Origin of the sequence: Sarcina sp. DSM 11001 (assembly GCF_900101015.1) — a bacterium.
Classification (GTDB): domain Bacteria; phylum Bacillota; class Clostridia; order Lachnospirales; family Lachnospiraceae; genus CAG-791.
This window is the reverse complement of record NZ_FNFZ01000009.1, coordinates 89,701-106,796: the sequence shown is the minus strand read 5'-3', so window position 1 is coordinate 106,796 and position 17,096 is coordinate 89,701. Positions and strand designations below refer to the sequence as shown.

General features: G+C 55.2%; 12 protein-coding genes. 9 read left to right on the top strand and 3 right to left on the bottom strand.

What is annotated here, in order from left to right; translation table 11 throughout:
• Positions 1–227: 227 nt before the first annotated feature.
• Positions 228–1,616 carry a Y-family DNA polymerase gene (locus tag BLT02_RS06430; RefSeq protein WP_242869720.1) on the bottom strand — a complete coding sequence of 463 codons (1,389 nt, stop codon included), beginning with the start codon at positions 1,614–1,616 and terminating at the stop codon, positions 228–230.
• Between the two features lie 627 nt (positions 1,617–2,243).
• On the opposite strand from BLT02_RS06430, the gene BLT02_RS06425 reads away from it, so the two are divergent.
• Positions 2,244–3,113, top strand: a complete 870-nt coding sequence (locus tag BLT02_RS06425) for a ferredoxin (protein WP_092992713.1) — start codon at positions 2,244–2,246, stop codon at positions 3,111–3,113.
• A gap of 330 nt (positions 3,114–3,443) precedes the next feature.
• Here the strand turns inward: BLT02_RS06425 and BLT02_RS06420 are convergent, their stop codons facing one another.
• Complete coding sequence (locus BLT02_RS06420; protein ID WP_242869719.1) at positions 3,444–4,403, bottom strand: phosphatase PAP2 family protein; 960 nt, start codon at positions 4,401–4,403, stop codon at positions 3,444–3,446.
• A 580-nt stretch (positions 4,404–4,983) separates the two neighbouring features.
• Here BLT02_RS06420 and BLT02_RS06415 point away from each other — a divergent pair.
• The 4 genes from BLT02_RS06415 to BLT02_RS06400 all read left to right on the top strand — a co-directional run bounded on the left by BLT02_RS06415 (position 4,984) and on the right by BLT02_RS06400 (position 12,075).
• On the top strand, positions 4,984–6,300 hold the full coding sequence (locus BLT02_RS06415; RefSeq protein WP_175453723.1) for a TlpA family protein disulfide reductase: 1,317 nt from the start codon (positions 4,984–4,986) through the stop codon (positions 6,298–6,300).
• The gene (locus tag BLT02_RS06410; protein ID WP_092992709.1) at positions 6,290–7,999 is read left to right on the top strand and encodes a phospho-sugar mutase; all 1,710 of its coding nucleotides are present in this window, start codon (positions 6,290–6,292) and stop codon (positions 7,997–7,999) included. Before BLT02_RS06415 ends, BLT02_RS06410 begins: the two co-directional genes overlap by 11 nt.
• Before the next feature lie 91 nt (positions 8,000–8,090).
• A complete protein-coding gene (gene cdd, locus BLT02_RS06405) occupies positions 8,091–8,519 on the top strand; it encodes a cytidine deaminase (protein ID WP_092992809.1) in 429 nt (142 codons plus the stop codon).
• Between the two features lie 142 nt (positions 8,520–8,661).
• The gene (locus BLT02_RS06400; RefSeq protein WP_092992707.1) at positions 8,662–12,075 is read left to right on the top strand and encodes a pyruvate carboxylase; all 3,414 of its coding nucleotides are present in this window, start codon (positions 8,662–8,664) and stop codon (positions 12,073–12,075) included.
• A gap of 277 nt (positions 12,076–12,352) precedes the next feature.
• Here the strand turns inward: BLT02_RS06400 and BLT02_RS06395 are convergent, their stop codons facing one another.
• Positions 12,353–12,805: a YjbQ family protein gene (locus BLT02_RS06395; RefSeq protein ID WP_092992705.1), complete on the bottom strand. Its 453-nt coding sequence runs from the start codon at positions 12,803–12,805 to the stop codon at positions 12,353–12,355.
• Between the two features lie 358 nt (positions 12,806–13,163).
• On the opposite strand from BLT02_RS06395, the gene BLT02_RS06390 reads away from it, so the two are divergent.
• The 4 genes from BLT02_RS06390 to BLT02_RS06375 all read left to right on the top strand — a co-directional run bounded on the left by BLT02_RS06390 (position 13,164) and on the right by BLT02_RS06375 (position 17,089).
• Complete coding sequence (locus tag BLT02_RS06390) at positions 13,164–14,591, top strand: MATE family efflux transporter (RefSeq protein ID WP_092992702.1); 1,428 nt, start codon at positions 13,164–13,166, stop codon at positions 14,589–14,591.
• A gap of 204 nt (positions 14,592–14,795) precedes the next feature.
• Entirely contained in the window at positions 14,796–15,146 is a 351-nt protein-coding gene (locus tag BLT02_RS06385; RefSeq protein WP_242869718.1) for an arsenate reductase family protein, read from the top strand.
• A gap of 72 nt (positions 15,147–15,218) precedes the next feature.
• Positions 15,219–16,601 carry a class II fumarate hydratase gene (fumC, locus tag BLT02_RS06380; RefSeq protein WP_092992807.1) on the top strand — a complete coding sequence of 461 codons (1,383 nt, stop codon included), beginning with the start codon at positions 15,219–15,221 and terminating at the stop codon, positions 16,599–16,601.
• Positions 16,602–16,789: 188 nt separating this feature from the next.
• Positions 16,790–17,089: an STAS domain-containing protein gene (locus BLT02_RS06375; RefSeq protein ID WP_207649389.1), complete on the top strand. Its 300-nt coding sequence runs from the start codon at positions 16,790–16,792 to the stop codon at positions 17,087–17,089.
• The last annotated feature ends 7 nt before the right edge of the window (positions 17,090–17,096 follow it).

Below are 17,096 nucleotides of genomic sequence, written 5' to 3'. Positions count from 1 at the left end.
CTGCGTGGGAACGGGCGGACCTCTAAACCGCGGGGGGCACAAGGCGCAGACCGGGAATGCGCTGCCGGAATCCGGCTTTCGGCAGCCCGAAGGGATGGCCGGTTTCGGGAGGTCGGGGGCGGCGCAGGGCGCAGACCGGGAATGAGCTGCCGGAATCCGGCTTCCGGGTTCAAGGGATGGCCGGTTTCGCGAAGCCGCGGGAGGCGCAGGGCATTGCAGGCGGCGTGTCAGGCTTTGTGTCCACCGATCTGAATGTTTCGCTCTCTTGTCCGTGCGCCGTCGAGGAGATTGCTTCCTCTGAGCACGGCATTGGGACCGAAGCGCTGGCGGATCTCCAGCATGGCGCCCTGGATCCTGCGTTCCTTTTCCAGCGCTTCATAGTCGGTAAACAGGTCGAGCTGGTATACGCCGGCATTTTCCGAGACTCTGATCGCGTTGACCCCGAGGCGGCGGTAAAGGAGGCGGTGGTCCGTTTTGCGGTCGAACTGTTCCAGCAGTCCGGCCCGGATCAGGGATATGCTGTTTGAAGGCGTGGGAAGCCGGAATGTCCCGCCGCTGTGACAGGGATGGAGTCTGCCGTAAAAATCAGCGACGATGTCCCCGTCGTATTCCGGGCAGTGCTCCAGGCTTTTGTAATCGTAGCTGACCCACCAGGAGACGCCCTTGCAGACCACGTTTTTTTTATACATCTGTTCACAGAGGAGGTCGATCATTTCCGAGAAGGCCAGCCTCGCCTCAGCGTATTCATAGGTCCTGGGCAGAACCTGTCCGTTGGAGAGGCTGTGTTCTTTGTTCCGGTAACCTTTGATGTCCGCCATTGTCACCGGCTCGATCCCCCAGGCGTGGTCGATCAGGATCTCTCCATCGATTCCGAATTCTTTGTAAAAAAGACCTTCGTCCCATTGAGATCTCGCGGCGATCTCCCCCATTGTATACAGCTGGTATCCGTGCAGGCGGCGCATTTTGCGGGGGCCAATCTGCCAGAAATCCGAGAGGGGCTGATGGCCCCAGAGAAGAAAGCAGTAGGAGGATTCGTTAAGCTCCGCGATCCTGACTCCGTCTTTATCCGGGGACGCTTTTTTTGCCACGATGTCCATGGCGACCTTGGCCAGGTAGAGGTTCGTGCCGATCCCTACGGTGGCAGTGATCCCCGTCGTCCTCAGGACGTCGCGGATGATCGTCATGGCCATCACGTGCGAGGGGTGCACGGTGCATCCGGATTCCAGGGACTGACGCCGGGCCTCCGCCTGATAGAAGGGCAGGTAGGGCGTGCTGTCTATGAACACTTCATCTATGGAATACACATGGATGTCCTCCGGCGCGGCATAGCGCAGGTATATGGAATAAATCTGCGCAGATACCCGTTCATACTCCGCCATCCGGGGGACGGCGATTTCGTAGCGGACCCTTGTGCGGTGCTGCCGCTCATACTGGCGGATCGCCTGTTTTGCCTCAAACAGGCGGGGCCTTCCGGGAACGCCGATCGCCTTGAGAGAAGGGCTGACAGCGAGGCAGATCGTTTTGTCGGACCGGGATGGATCCGCCACGAGCAGGTTGGCCTTCAGGGGATCATAGCCGCGGGATACGCACTCGACGGACGCGTAGAAGGATTTCATGTCGATCGCAATATAAATTTTTACTGCTTCAGGGACTCCCTGATCGTTGTCCGGTCTGCCTCTGATCCGGTCACGATCATGCCCTGATGCGGGAGAAACGTTCAGGGGTCTCATAGGTATCTCCATTCCGCCGTTCCGGGCAGGCGGTATAAGCAGCAGCGTGAACAGTGAGGGCTCACCGGTGTTGAGCCTTGATGGCTATAGGTGAGGTGGCATCATTATAACACGAATATATGTTCCGAACAAGAGTTCTTTTGCGGCGGGAAATGTGTTACGGGCTGTTATGGGAAATGAGACGCTGGGGATGAGTCGCGGGGAATGAAACACGAAGGACGAGGCGCAGGAGATGAGATGTGGGAAATGGGACGCTGGGGATGAGTCGCGGGGGATGAGTCGCGGGAGATGAGTCACGGGAGATGAGGTGCAAGCCTGAGCGGTCTGCTTACAGAATGGGAAAGGTGTGCTATGATGATGGTGGAGTCGGGAAAACCTGACATTTATCTCACTGACATTTATCTAAATAGGGAAAACGCGGATTCATCGCGGTCAAAGAAAGAGCGTATTCATTGCAATTATAGGAAAGCGTCAGCGGGATGCTGACGGCTTTCGTAGAGGAGGGATCTGGATATGAAACTCAAAAGTGTGACGGCAGCTTTTTTCAGCCCTACGGGAAATGCGAAAAAAATAGTAAACGAAATTGCGCAGGAAATTGCCGCGCAGGCACAGGTCCCGCTGCGGACCATCGATTTTACTTTGCCGGAGGCCAGAAATGATGACGGGACAAAGGGGGAGGGAGCCCTGTACGCATTCGAACCGTGTGATCTGGTGGTCATCGGGACGCCGGTTTACGCGGGGAGGATTCCCAACAAGATCCTGCCTGCCTTTCAGACGCTGTTCGCGGGGAACGGCGCACTGGCCGTGCCGGTCGTAACTTTCGGAAACAGGAGCTTTGATAACGGTCTGATCGAGGTGCGCATGGAGATGGAAAAGCATGGCTTCCATACGATCGCGGGAGCGGCCTTTGTTTCGGAGCATGTATTTTCGGACAAGCTTGCGGCGGGACGTCCGGACGAGGAGGATATGCAGTCTATGAGGCGTTTCGCGGATGCTGTAGCTGCGAAGGTCCGTGGAATTGAGCCCGGCGGCTTTGACGGTATGGCGGAGATCCCGGCTCCGGTCCGGGTGAAGGGTGAGGATCCCATCCCCGGTTATTACCGGCCTCTTCAGGCGGATGGCTCTCCTGCCAATTTCCTCAAGGCGAAGCCAAAGACTACGAAGGACTGCAATGACTGCGGCCTGTGTGCCGGAGTATGTCCTTTGGGATCGATCAGCCGGGAGGATTTCCGCACGGTGACAGGTGTCTGTATCAAATGCCAGGCCTGTGTGAAGGTCTGTCCTCTGCATGCCAAGTATTTTGACGACCCGGTCATGCTCTCCCACACGCGTATGCTGGAGGAGCATTACGCCCGGAGGGCGGAAAATGAGGTATTCCTGTGAGGAGGTCTGTGGAGAGCAGAATGGTATTTTGACTGGTGATTATGACCGGCGCTTGTGACCGGCAATTATGACTGACGATTATAACCGGCAGTTACGACCGGATGTTTCTGGCAGGTTTTGTAACTTTTGTAACCGCATATTTTTACCGGAAATTCCAGCTGACATGAGAAAAACCCGGGACACGGAGGAAAAATCTAACTCTGTGTTCCGGGTTTTATGTGCGGATGTACCGTATTTGTCTGTTTAGTACACTGTTCAGAAACAGCTTAGTGCACTGCTCAAAAACACCTTAGTACATTGCTCAAAAACATCCGCGTCCTGCCGGGTGGGTTACAGCTCTGAACCGGGCTCGGATTCTCCCCATAACAGGCGCACATAGATGGGGAACAGTACGATGGTATACAGGACCAGGATGAAATTGAACATGAAGTGTCCCCAGTGGCTTCCCAGTGCCTGGTCCAGGGGAGCTTTCATAAAATCTGTCATCAGCCACATGGGAACCAGGCCGATGATGCCTGTGAGAATGCCTTTGAAGCTTAAGCCGGCCGCCTGGAAACGGACCCATTTCTTCTCGCAGAAACGGGCAACGGGGAAGGCGATGAGCAGGGCTGTGTCTCCGTAGCCGTCATTCATCATCTTTTGAGGATCCACGAGAAGGACGCCATTGATATAGGTCATCGGGTAGGGCTTGAATGTGATATAGATGATCGCCAGCCAGCCAAAGACAAACATGCCCGCTAGGAAGAGATTTTCTTTTTCCGGATTCTCTTCCAGGTAGTGGAATGTTTTGGCGACAAGGAACAGGGAGAGGGCGGATTCGATCATTCCCACAGCGACGTCCTGAGGGGTGTGGACACCCAGATAATTCCTGGAAAAGCCGGTGAGCAGCAGGGCGATCAGGCAGATGATGGAGATCCAGGGCAGGCGTTTCCGGGCGCTGACAGCAAGTCCTCCGTAGATGGGGCCGGCTGTAGAAGTGTGGCCGCTCGGGAAGGAGTAGCCGGTGGCTGTCCGGATGGCATCTCCGGCGGGGACGACTCTTGCGTCACGGATCCATGGACGGTAGATGCAGGCAGTCAGCTTTACAATGGCGTTTACGCCGCAGCACAGGTAATAGGACGTGAGGGTATAGAGGCCGCTCTTTTTGTGGACCACCCAGTAGACAAATGCCGGGATCAGGATCAGATGCGTTACCGCGAACAGGGAGATCCACTCCATAAAGGGAGTCAGAAGATTGTTGGTGCTGTTTCTGAAGTTCTGAAGGAATAATAGATATTGAATGTCAGGCATGGTTTTACCTCATAAATGAAATAAAAAAGAAAAAAAACAATGGTGTAAAAAGGGGTGATGGATTCAAGATACACGGGCGGGTCCTGAATCCGGTGTACGACAGGCTGGACTATCTTTTATGGCGTGCTGTCAGGTTTTAATGATGATCCGGTGCCCTTATACTGCAGTCGTTATTTTAACATGAGATGCGTCATTTGGACAAATATATTGCCATCACTTCCTGATGAACCTGATGAATCCGAGTTACAGTACAGACCGGCTCGAAACTCGAGGCGTTTTTCGCGGCTTTTTCGCGAAAAACCCGAGTTTTACGGCGAAAATCCCATCGCGAAGCGATTTGGAATGGGATTTTCGCAAGCTACAGTACACGCCCTCGATAGGGCGTGTACTGTAGCGAATCCGAACCGTTATTGTTCACGACCTGCCCAAATCAGTTGTCCGGTATGCTGATACGTTGTAAAATGATAGAAAGATATCATTATTTCATGACAGAAAGATTTTATGGAAAATGCTTTTTGCGGACGTCAGGTAAATTAAAAAGATGCTTTATGCAGATCGGAACAGGGGGTTGAATTTAAAAATGAAAATGAAAACGCTGATTGTAGTAATGGCAGTCTGCCTGTGTCTGTCAATCCTTTACGGCTGCGGGAGCAATACTGAGTCGGGAAATGCCGGGGCGCCTGCAGGGCAGGAAACAGCGGCTGATGTAAAAAAAGAGGGGACATCCGGCGGTCCTGCAGAGCAGGGAGCGCAGGCGGCCGCTACAACAGTCGAAGGAGAGATTCCGGAAACAGAGCCAGTATCAGAAGAGGCATCAGAGTCGGCCTCCCTCGCCGCAGCGGCGGAGGAGGAGCAGGAGGAGGCTCAGGAGGCACAGGCCGGCTCGACTGCAGACCGGACAGTTGTCTCCGGCGATGATAAATCAGGAGTATGGACGATCCCCGTTTCGGGAATGGATATCACGCTGCCTGAGAGCTGGAGATCTTCAGACTGCTATATTTCCTACAGATCGAGTGCAGTACAGCCGGATCTGGTCATTACCAACTGCGTGGTCTATGCCGCGACGGAGTATGAACTGGAGGAAGCCGTGCAGCAGATGGGCGAGGAGTCGGATGAGCTCGGGGCATATCTTGATGAGCGTGTCAATGATATGTTTATCATACTCAGCGTCAGCGATATTCTCAGCAAGAAAAATGTCATGGAGCTTTTTGAGCAGGACGATCCTGTTCTGTCTTTTGATCTGGAGGAGATCGGAAAGGCGGACGGATGGACTTTTTATAATGTCACAGGAGAGGATGTGCTGCGGAGGCCGGTGCCTCCAGTGGACAGAGAGGAAGACATTGCGGAATTCATAGCAGACCTTCCCGAGCTTTTTGACAATATCCGGTTTTATGAGCCGGAGGAAAAACCCAGTACGAAGGCCGGCAGCGCTGTTTCTTTTGAGACGGTGGATTTTGACGGAAATAAAGTGGACAGCAGGGAACTGTTCGCAAAGAACAGATACACCATGATCAATCTGTGGACGAGCTGGTGTACTTACTGTTTGCAGGAGATGCCGGCGCTGGAGGAAATGAACAGGGAGTTCGCAGAGGATGGCGGCGCGGTCATCGGCGTCATGCTTGACGGCGATATGGAAAAGGAACTGGAAACCGGCAGGGAGATCAGAGATGAGACCGGTGTGACGTATCCCCTCCTGGTTCCTACTGCCCGGATGAAGGAGCAGCTGATCGCCAGGGCATATCCGACGACGATTTTTGTGGATTCCAACGGTATTGTGGTCGGGGATCCCATCGTCGGAATGGACCTGAATAAGTACAGGGATAGGATGGAAGACCTGCTTGCCGGGGATCCTTCCGAAGCGGTGACAGAAGAGGAGGAAAAAGAAGATGAAGAATGAGCAGAGACAGGCATATGAACAGTGGCTGGAAAAGCTCCCCGCGGGGGATCCGCTGAGGGAGGAGCTCCTCTCCATTAAAGACGATGAGGGGCAGATTTATGAGCGTTTTTATAAGGAGATCGAGTTCGGAACCGCAGGATTGCGCGGAATCTGCGCCGCGGGCACGAACCGGATGAACAGTCTGACAGTGGGACGCGCGACGCAGGGAATCGCGAGTTATATTTTGCAGTCAGGAAAGGATCCTGATGCCGGTGTGGTCATTGCCTATGACTGCCGGTATCATTCGAAGGAATTTTCGGAGCTGGCGGCGGAAATTTTTGCCGGGAACGGCATTCATGCTTATCTGTTCCCCTCGATGAGGCCGACGCCGGAGCTCTCCTTCGCGATCCGCAGGCTGGGGGCAGTCGGCGGAGTCAATATGACCGCGAGCCACAATCCCAAGGAGTATAACGGCTACAAGGTGTACTGGGAGGACGGCGCTCAGATTTCCGGAGCGGTTTCCGACGGCATGCTGAGGGAGATCGTCCGGCTGGATTATTTTGATCAGTTCCACAGGATCCCCCTGGAGGAGGCGGTCGTGAAGGGACTTGTCGTCATGCTGGGCGAGGAGATGGACCGGGCTTATCTGGATTATGTGAAGTCGATGCGCCAGCGTCCCGCGGAGGAACTGGATCTGTCGGTTCCCGTGGTGTATACGCCGCTCAACGGGGCGGGGAGCATTCCGATGGAGACTCTGGCCCGCGAGGAAGGGTATGAAAATTTCCATATCGTCGCGGAGCAGAAGGACCCCGATCCGGAATTTACGACAGTTGGTTATCCGAACCCCGAGGATCCCAAGGGCTTCGCCCTCGCCGAGAAGCTGGGCAAAGCCGTCGGCGCGCAGGTCCTGATCGCCACGGATCCTGATTCCGACCGCATGGCCGTCGAGATCCCGGACGGCAGGGGCGGCTTCCGTCCGCTGAACGGGAACCAGACAGGCGCGCTGCTGATCGCCTATATGGCGCAGAGCATGCAGGAGTCGGGCCGGCTCCCGAAAAAGGGTGCGATGATCAAATCGATCGTCACCGGCAATATGGGGCGCACGATCTGCGAGGACTACGGGATCCGGGTCTATGAAGCCCTGACGGGATTTAAAAATATCTGCGGTGTGATCCCCCGCGCGGAGAAGGAGGGATACTCTTATTTCTTCAGTTATGAGGAGAGTATAGGCTGCGCCCCGGGCGCGGACGTGCGCGATAAGGACGGCATCTGTGCCGGCCTGCTGGTCATGGAAATGGCGGCTTATCTGCGCAAAAAGGGAATGACGATCGAGGAATACCTGCATTCGCTCTATGAAAAATACGGCTATTTTGCCGAGGACCAGGTCTCCTATGTTCTCGAGGGAGCCGCAGGAGCCGCCCGGATCGGACGGATCATGGATGCCTTCCGGCAGGGGAAACCGCAGGCTTTCGGTGATTTCCGTGTGAAAAAAACGGTCGATTATATCGACGGCTACAGGGATGACCGCGACGAGATCCCGGCTTCCAATGTCCTGATTTACCACATGGAGGATGGCAGCTGGTTCGGTATGCGGCCTTCCGGCACCGAGCCCAAGATCAAGTTCTATTATTACGCGAAAAAAGAGGACGGGCAGAAGGCGGAGGACGCGGTCCGCGGCCTGAGGGAGGCTGTCACTGCGATGGTGGACGCTGTGGAGTGAACTGACCGCCGGCTTCATATGGAGCTGACCGGGGCAGGGGCTTTCGCTGCAGGGAGATAGAGTTTTTTTGTGGTATGCTATGGAGAAAAATATGGACAACAAAGTGATCCGCAACCTGATTGAAACAGCGGCTGCCCAGCGCGCTCGTTCTTATGCGCCGTATTCCCACTACCGGGTCGGAGCGGCTCTGCTGGGAGAGGATGGTACGATTTTTACAGGCTGCAATGTTGAAAATGCCGCCTACGGCCCGTCGCTCTGCGCCGAAAGGACTGCTTTTGCAAAGGCTGTGAGCGAGGGGATCCGGGATTTTGACGCAATCTGTATCGTTGGCGGAAAAGAGGAAGAGGCGGTTCCCTCCGGCTATTCCGTGCCCTGCGGGGTCTGCCGCCAGGTCATGATGGAATTCTGCGACCCGGAGACCTTCCGGATCATCGTGGCGACAGACCCGGATCATTATGAGATATTTTTCCTTAAGGATCTGTTGCCGAGGGGGTTCGGCCCCGGAAACCTGAAAGGCTGATCTGCCGGTTTCTTTTTTCCGCTCCTGATGCAGGGGAGGCAGGGGAGTCTTTACTAATTTTGTATAAAATAGTACAATATTTGAAACATTTCTTTGTACAAGTTCGTATGTAATGCCTGACTGCAACTAAAAGGAGGAACAAATGAACAAATTCAAAAAAGTCCTGGTGGCGAACCGCGGCGAGATCGCGATGCGTATCTTCCGCGCCTGCCACGACCTGGGGCTGCAGACGGTAGCGATCTATTCCAATGAGGATACCTACGCTGCCTTCCGCACAGCGGCGGACGAGTCTTATCTGATCGGTGAAAATATGAGCCCGCTGGGTGCGTATCTGGATATTCCCAGGATCATCGAGCTGGCCCGGATGCATGACTGCGACGCGATCCATCCCGGCTACGGATTTTTGTCCGAGAACGGAGATTTCGCGCGCGCCTGCGAGCAGGCCGGCATCAAGTTCATCGGTCCTTCTTCCAGAATTCTGGATATGATGGGTGATAAGCTCAGCGCCAAACAGATGGCTATCGACTGCGACGTTCCCACGACGCCCGGCACCAAGGATCCGCTCGCCAGCCGCGAAGAAGCGCAGAAGCTGGCTATGGAGTTCGGTTTCCCGGTCATCCTCAAGGCAGCGGCCGGCGGCGGCGGACGCGGTATGCGCCGCTGTGACACGGTCGAGGAGGTGGGGATCAACTTCGATCTCGTCAAGGCTGAGGCCCTCAAATCTTTCGGCAACGGGGATATCTTCATGGAGAAATTCCTCGTCAACCCCAAGCACATCGAGGTCCAGGTCCTGGCGGACGAGCACGGCCATGTCGCTCACCTGTTTGAGCGCGACTGCTCGCTCCAGCGCCGCTATCAGAAGGTCGTCGAGTTCACTCCCGCCTTCTCTGTCTCCGATGGGGTCAAAAAGAAACTCTACCGCGACGCCGTCAAGATCACAAAGCATGTCGGCTACACGAACGCGGGCACGCTGGAGTTTCTGGTCGACAAGGATGAGAACTACTACTTCATCGAGATGAATCCCCGCATTCAGGTCGAGCACACCGTTACCGAGATGGTCACCGGCGTCGACCTCGTGCGTGCCCAGATCCTGGTCGCCCAGGGTGAACCCCTCTCCGATCCCAGGATCGGAATCACGAAGCAGTCCGATCTCAAGCTCGACGGCTTCGCCATCCAGTGCCGTGTGACGACGGAGGATCCCACCAACAACTTCGCCCCGGATACGGGCCGCATCACCGGCTACCGGATCTCCGGCGGCTTCGGCATCCGTCTGGACGAGGCGACGGCGGGAACCGGCTCCACGATCTCGCCTTACTATGATTCCCTGCTGGTCAAGGTCACTTCCTGGGACCGCACCTTCAGGGGCGTCTGCAACAAAGCCCTGCGCGCTATCCGCGAAGTCCGCGTGAACGGTGTCAAGACCAACATCGCCTTTATCACCAACGTGCTCAACAACGAGACCTTCCGCGAGGGCAAATGCTACACGAAGTTCATCGACGAGACCCCTTCCCTCTTTGAGATCGAGGGAGGCGAGGACGCCGCGACCAAGATGCTCACCTACATCGCGGAGCGGTCCATCGCCGAGAACAGCGCGAACTTCATCTATGAGCCCCCCAGGTTCCCTCCTGTAACCGGTAACCGCAAGATGGGCCTCAAGCAGCTTCTCGACGCCAAGGGGCCGGAGGAAGTCGCGAAATGGGTCAGGAGACAGCAGAAGCTCCTGATCACCGACACGACCTGCCGCGACGCTCATCAGTCCCTGCTCGGCACCCGCGTGCGTACCCGCGACATCGTCAAGTGCATGGACGGCACCAGCGAGATCCTGGCGGACGCCTTCTCCCTCGAGTGCTGGGGCGGCGCGACTTTCGACGTCTGCTACCGTTTCCTGCATGAGTCTCCCTGGGAGCGTCTGGACATCATCCGCGAAAAGGCCCCCAACCTGCTCCTGCAGATGCTGATCCGCGGTTCCAACGCAGTCGGCTACACCAACTATCCCGACAACATGATCCGGGAGTTCATCAAAGCCTCCGCCAAGAGCGGCATCGATGTCTTCCGCGTATTTGACTCACTCAACTGGATCGAGGGCATGTCTGTCGCGATGGATGAAGTCCTCAAACAGAATAAGATCCTGGAGGCGGCCGTCTGCTACACAGGCGACATCCTGGATCCCAAAAATGACAGATATACGCTCAGGTACTATGTGAACATGGCCAAGGAGCTGGAGCACCGCGGCGCGCATATGATCGCCATCAAGGATATGGCAGGTCTTCTCAAGCCCTACGCGGCGAAAAAGCTCATCACCGAGCTCAAGCAGGAGGTCGGCGTTCCGATCCATCTGCACACCCACGATACGTCCGGCAACCAGATCGCGACTTACCTGATGGCAGCCGAAGCCGGCGTCGACGTCGTCGACTGCGCGATCTCTTCCATGTCGTCGCTCACCTCCAACCCGTCCATGAACGCCCTTGTCGCGGCCCTTCAGGGACAGCCCAGGGACACCGGCCTCGATCTTGACCAGCTCCAGTACCTCACGGATTACTGGGCGGACGTGCGCCTGCGCTACGACAAGTTCGAGGGCGGGATCACAAGCCCCGCCACGGACATCTACCGCTATGAGATCCCCGGCGGCCAGTACACCAACCTCAAACCTCAGGTCGAGAGCATGGGGCTGGGCCAGCGTTTCACCGAGGTCAAGGAAAACTACCGCAAGGTCGACAAGATCCTGGGTGGTATCACCAAGGTCACTCCGTCCTCCAAGATGGTCGGCGACCTGGCGATCTTTATGACCCAGAACGACCTGACTCCCGAGAACATCGTGGAGAAGGGCAAAGACCTGGCCTTCCCGGATTCTGTGGTCGACTACTTTGCCGGCATGATGGGCCAGCCCGCCTGGGGCTTCCCCAAGGATCTGCAGGAAGTTGTCCTGAAGGGCAAAAAAGCCATCACCTGCCGGCCCGGCGAACTGCTTGAACCGGTCGATTTCAACCAGCTCCGCAAGGAGATCGACCAGTTCCATCCGGACCAGAGCTGGCGTTCCGTTCTCTCCTACGGCCTGTATCCCAAGGTCTACAAGGAGTTCTGCAAGAACAGGGAGCATTACGGCTATATCATGCGGCTGGGCAGCCATGTCTTCTTCCACGGCCTCTCCATCGGTGAGACCAACAAGGTCAACATCGCCGACGGCAATACTCTCGTCATCAAATATCTCGGCCCCGGAGAAGTGGATAAAGACGGCATGCGAACCGTCTCCTTCGAGCTCAACGGCATCCGCCGCGAAGTCAAGGTTCCGGATCCCGAAGCCCAGAAGAATATCACCAAGGTTCCGATGGCGGATCCTGAAAATAAGGGCGAGGTCGGAGCATCCATCCCCGGCGCTGTGGCCGGAATCAATGTCAAGGTCGGCGATACCGTCGAGGAAGGCCAGACCGTCATCACCATCGAGGCCATGAAGATGGAAACTGCCACCAGCGCAAGGATGGCAGGTACCGTCAAGGAGATTCTCGTCGAGGAAGGCGACACCGTCAAGGGCGGCCAGCTGCTGATGCGGATCGAGTAACAGGCCAGATATATCCGCAGGGAGTACCATACTACTTATCACTTGTTTATCGCTTGGCTTATTGCATGGCCTTGAGACAGGTGATGTCTGCGGAAATTGAAATGTAGACAGCAAAACGGCCCTTTTGTACTCCTCAGGGAATACAAAAGGGCCGGTCTCATGTTCCATAGCTGAGCAGGCAGCGGACATGCGGGCGGCTGCGGTCCTATTCTCCCATTACCTGGGAGACGATGTCCCTCGGCCGGAACGGGCAGCGGACATGCGGGCGGCTGCGGTCCTATTCTCCCATCACCTGGAAGACGATGTCCCTCACCCGGTCGCGGGTATCGCATTCCACAAGTGTGAGATTCTGCCAGGGGCCGATCGTGATCTTGCCGTCAACGAAGGGAACCGTGATAAAGGGAGACAGGATCAGGGAGTGGATGTGGGATGAACCATTATCATCGTGCCAGGTGTCATGGTGGCGGTAGTGGATGACATGTCCCTTTTCATCGCGGTAGGGGGCGATGCCCTGCATGGCCTCCCGGACGTCATGGTGGACGAGTCCGGGTTCAAACTCCAGTGTCGTCAGTGCAGCGACTCCGCCGGTCGTAAAGCCGGTGATGATCCCGCTTTTTATTTTCTTTTCCTTACAGGCGGCGCTGACTGCAGACTGAAAATCTCCTGTCACGTCGATCATTCCCATGTTGCCTTTGGTGTTGTAGGTTTTCGTCCTCGTATAGACTGCCATTTATTCCTCCTTTTTTGAGTGGTCAGGTTAAAATCAGAATCAGCCTGCGGGTCCCGGATCCATCGCTTAAAAAACGGGGATCTTCCCTCTGAGATAATATAATCCATAACCCGGCTGATGTCATCCGGCCTTTTTCTTTTATCGTAAAGGATTCAAGCCGAATAACCATTGCCTTTTGGGCTTAAAAATGAAGCTTTCGGACAGCCTGAGGGGACGGTCCGCTGCAGATTCCGGTTCAGCAAAACAGTAAAACAAGGTAATAAAAATGCAAAGTCAGATAGACGAAATGTTTCGGGTGGAATATAGTGTTTTGGAGAACGTGGGCTTTTTCAGCGTTTGATCAAGGAGTAGTACAGGGATGAAGGCAAAAGGGGGGGAGCGTTTTTTTACGCAGGACAGGGGTTTTTACAGGACTCTGTTTTCAATCTTTACGATGGTCATGCTGCAGAATGTCGTGGCTTACAGTGTGAATATGCTGGACAACATCATGCTGGGAAGTTATGCGCAGGCAGCCTTGTCGGGTGCGGCGACGGTGAATCAGATCTTTTTCATGGTGCAGCAGGTGACGCTCACGGTCTGTGACGCTCTGGTGATCCTGGCTTCCCAGTATTACGGGCAGAAAAGGATGTCGCCGGTGCGGAAGGTCGCGGGACACGCATTGAAGCTGGCATTTGTCTGGGGGATTTTTTTTGCGGGTCTTTGTCTGATCCTGCCGGGGCAGCTGCTGGGTATTTTCACCCGGGATCCGGAGATCATCGGGCAGGGGCAGGCCTACATGGACATCCTGCTTTTTACCTTCCCACTGTTCATGATCTCTGCAACTTTGATGGCTGCCCTGCGTGTGGTCGGAACTGTGAGGATCTCATTTTATATTTCAGTCCTGTCGCTGATCGTCAATGCGTCGGTGAACTATACGCTGATCTTCGGGCATTTCGGCTTCCCGGAAATGGGTGTGAGAGGTGCAGCGATCGGCACCCTGATCTCGCGATTTTTAGAGTTTGTCATTGTATACGGATATGTGCGGTTCAAAGACAGGCAGCTGGATCTTTTTTCAGAGGATTTTCTGGGACTGGGAAACCGGGACAGGAACAGTGCGCAGTCAAAAGCAGACCGGGAGCTGGGACGGGATTATATGAAGGTGGCGGTACCGGTCATGCTGACGGGCATTCTCTGGGCAGTCTCCGTTCCTCTGCAGACAGCGATCCTGGGGCACCTGCCCGGGCCGGATGCTTCTGACGCGATCGCGGCGAACTCTGTGGCGATGACTTTTTATCAGTATCTGAAGGTAGTCGTGGCGGCCATGGCTTCTGCCTCCGGCGTCGTCATGGGCCAGTCGGTCGGCCGGGGAGATATGCAGCGGATCCGTTCGGACGCACGGACTCTGTCCGTTCTGGATCTGGGGATCGGCATCTTTCTGGCAGCGGTCCTGTTTCTGCTGCGGACGCCTTTGCTCAGTCTGTACAGCCTGACCGATTCAGCCCTGCGTTATGCGGACCAGATCATGGTGATCCTGTGCTTTGTGATGATAGGGATGTCGTATCAGATGCCGGTCAGCAACGGGGTCCTGCGCGGGAGCGGCGATACGCAGTTTACGATGTGGCTGAATCTGATCAGTGTCTGGGTTATCGTCATGCCGCTTTCCTTCCTCGCTGCTTTTGTCTGGAAGCTGCCGGTTCCTCTCGTGGTGCTCTGCATCCAGTCTGACCAGCTCTTCAAGGGGCTGCCCGTCTTTCTGCGTGTGCGGAGCGGCAGGTGGATCAGACACCTGACCAGGGAGGACGCCTGAGAAGTTCCTCCCGTGTGAAAAATAATTATCAGTTGTTCAAAGAAAGTTGTTTCCATTGAATAAAATTACTATAATGGACTGCAGGTTAGGAAGGACATCGCCCCGCTGATGCGGGAAAGGAGAAAACCATGAAGGCAGCGGCCATCAACGGTTTGCCCCGCAAGGATGGAAATTTTTTCGCAATGTCTGGAAAGGAGTGCGACGGTGAAAGTATATTGTTACGCAAAATGCGGAACCTGCAGAAAGGCTCTGAAGTGGCTTGATGACCGGCAGATCGAATATGAGAAGATCGATATAGCGCAGGACCACCCCGATGAGGCGATGATCCGTGAGCTTCATAAAAAGAGCGGACTGCCCCTGAAGCGCTTTTATAATACCAGCGGCAAAATCTACAAGGATCTGCAGCTCTCAAAGAAGCTTCCTGATATGAGTGAGGACGAGCAGTACAGACTGCTTGCCTCCGACGGAATGCTGGTGAAAAGGCCGCTGGTCATCGGAGATGATTTTGTGCTTGTCGGGTTCAAGGAGCCTGAGTGGGAACGGATCGGGAAGTAAAACCGCCGATATAAACGGTAAACAGGATAATATCCAATGGTCAACAGAGGCAGAAAGGAGCAGGGAGGAGGAATGACTGAAGATTTTCGGATCGAGCATGATTCCATGGGAGAAGTGAAGGTCCCCGCGGACAGGTACTGGGCGGCTCAGACACAGCGGAGTTTTGAGAATTTTCCGATCGGCAGGGGGATCGAGACCATGCCGGCGGAGATCATCCGCTCTTTCGGGATCCTGAAGAAGGCGGCGGCGAGAGCGAATCATGCACTGAAGCCGGAAAAAATGACTGAGCGTAAGATGGAGGTGATCTCCCGGGCGGCAGATGAAGTGATCGCGGGGAAGCTGGATGCGCATTTCCCGCTGGTCGTGTGGCAGACAGGTTCCGGCACCCAGTCCAATATGAACGCGAACGAGGTCATCGCGAACCGGGCTAACGAGATCGCCGGGGAGAAGCTCTGCCATCCCAATGACGATGTCAACATGAGCCAGTCCTCGAATGACACGTTTCCGACGGCGATGCACATTTCAGCGGTCATGGCCCTGGAGGACCGGCTGATCCCTGCTGCCGAGAGGCTGTGCAGGGTATTCAGGACTCTGGAGGAAAAAAACATCGGCGCGGTGAAGAGCGGCCGTACACACCTGCAGGACGCTGTCCCGATCAGCTTTTCTCAGGAGATCAGCGGTTGGAGAGCGTCTATCGAGCGCGATATCGAGTTGATCCGCCTGGCCCTCGGGCCGCTCTCGGAGCTGGCTCTGGGCGGAACCGCTGTCGGAACCGGCCTCAATGCGCCGTCAGGGTTTGCAGAGGCTGCCGCGGAGGAGATCTCAGCGCTGACCGGGAAGCATTTTGTGACTGCCCCTAACAAGTTTCATGCCCTGACCTCAAAAGATGAGATAGTTTTTGCGCACGCAGCGGTCAAGGCTATGGCAGCAGACCTGATGAAGATCGCCAACGATGTGCGCTGGCTCGCGAGCGGGCCGCGCTGCGGACTGGGTGAGATCCGCATACCGGAAAATGAGCCCGGAAGTTCCATCATGCCCGGCAAGGTCAACCCCACCCAGTGCGAGCAGGTGACTATGGTAGCCGTGCAGATCATGGGGAACGATGCCGCCATCGGATTTGCGGCTTCCCAGGGCAATTTCGAGCTGAATGTCTTTATGCCTGTGATTTCGTACAATTTTATACAGTCCGTGCGGCTTCTTTCGGAGTCTATTTTGTCATTTACTGGAAATTGTGTAGAAGGAATTGTAGCGGATACGGAAAAAATGAGATATAATCTCTATAACTCTTTGATGCTCGTCACGGCATTGAATCCGTATATCGGCTATGAAAATGCCGCCAAAACCGCAAAACTGGCTTTCAAAGAGAACATTTCCCTGAGGGAGGCGTGTGTGAAGCTCGGCTTCCTCTCAGCGGAGCGCTTTGATGAAGTGTTCCATCCCGAGGAAATGGTATGAGGACTGTCGGCGGTTCAAGGGCACGCGAGCATGTGAGCAGAGCGTGCGGAGGATATTGTCCTGCTTTGCCCCGACGTCCCGCAGGCAGCGGTGCATGGCTTTACATGCACAAAGGACTCGCGGGCGATTCTTGAATCCGCAGAAAAATTTAATAGAGGAAGCAAAATAGGTAAAAAGGAGAAACTGAGATGCTGAATATTGAAAAGAAGACAGATGGGAGCAGTTTAAATATCGCACTTGAAGGCAGGCTGGATACGATGACTTCCCCTCAGCTGGAAGAGACCCTGAAGGATTCTCTGGATGGAGTGACCTCCCTTATCATGGATTTCGAGAAGCTGGAGTACATTTCCTCAGCAGGTCTGCGCGTCCTTCTGTCTGCTCAGAAGATCATGAACAAGCAGGGTGAGATGAAGCTGATCCATGTCAACGAAGTGATCAATGAAATCTTTGAGGTGACCGGATTCAGTGACATTCTGACAATTGAATGAGCGAGTC

What these genes read in the sequence shown, in the direction of transcription:
- BLT02_RS06430 (WP_242869720.1), bottom strand. Translation starts at nt 1,616, where the DNA reads ATGAAATCCTTCTACGCGTCCGTCGAGTGCGTATCCCGCGGCTATGAT.
- BLT02_RS06425 (WP_092992713.1), top strand. Translation starts at nt 2,244, where the DNA reads ATGAAACTCAAAAGTGTGACGGCAGCTTTTTTCAGCCCTACGGGAAAT.
- BLT02_RS06420 (WP_242869719.1), bottom strand. Translation starts at nt 4,403, where the DNA reads ATGCCTGACATTCAATATCTATTATTCCTTCAGAACTTCAGAAACAGC.
- BLT02_RS06415 (WP_175453723.1), top strand. Translation starts at nt 4,984, where the DNA reads ATGAAAATGAAAACGCTGATTGTAGTAATGGCAGTCTGCCTGTGTCTG.
- BLT02_RS06410 (WP_092992709.1), top strand. Translation starts at nt 6,290, where the DNA reads ATGAAGAATGAGCAGAGACAGGCATATGAACAGTGGCTGGAAAAGCTC.
- cdd (WP_092992809.1), top strand. Translation starts at nt 8,091, where the DNA reads ATGGACAACAAAGTGATCCGCAACCTGATTGAAACAGCGGCTGCCCAG.
- BLT02_RS06400 (WP_092992707.1), top strand. Translation starts at nt 8,662, where the DNA reads ATGAACAAATTCAAAAAAGTCCTGGTGGCGAACCGCGGCGAGATCGCG.
- BLT02_RS06395 (WP_092992705.1), bottom strand. Translation starts at nt 12,805, where the DNA reads ATGGCAGTCTATACGAGGACGAAAACCTACAACACCAAAGGCAACATG.
- BLT02_RS06390 (WP_092992702.1), top strand. Translation starts at nt 13,164, where the DNA reads ATGAAGGCAAAAGGGGGGGAGCGTTTTTTTACGCAGGACAGGGGTTTT.
- fumC (WP_092992807.1), top strand. Translation starts at nt 15,219, where the DNA reads ATGACTGAAGATTTTCGGATCGAGCATGATTCCATGGGAGAAGTGAAG.
- BLT02_RS06375 (WP_207649389.1), top strand. Translation starts at nt 16,790, where the DNA reads ATGCTGAATATTGAAAAGAAGACAGATGGGAGCAGTTTAAATATCGCA.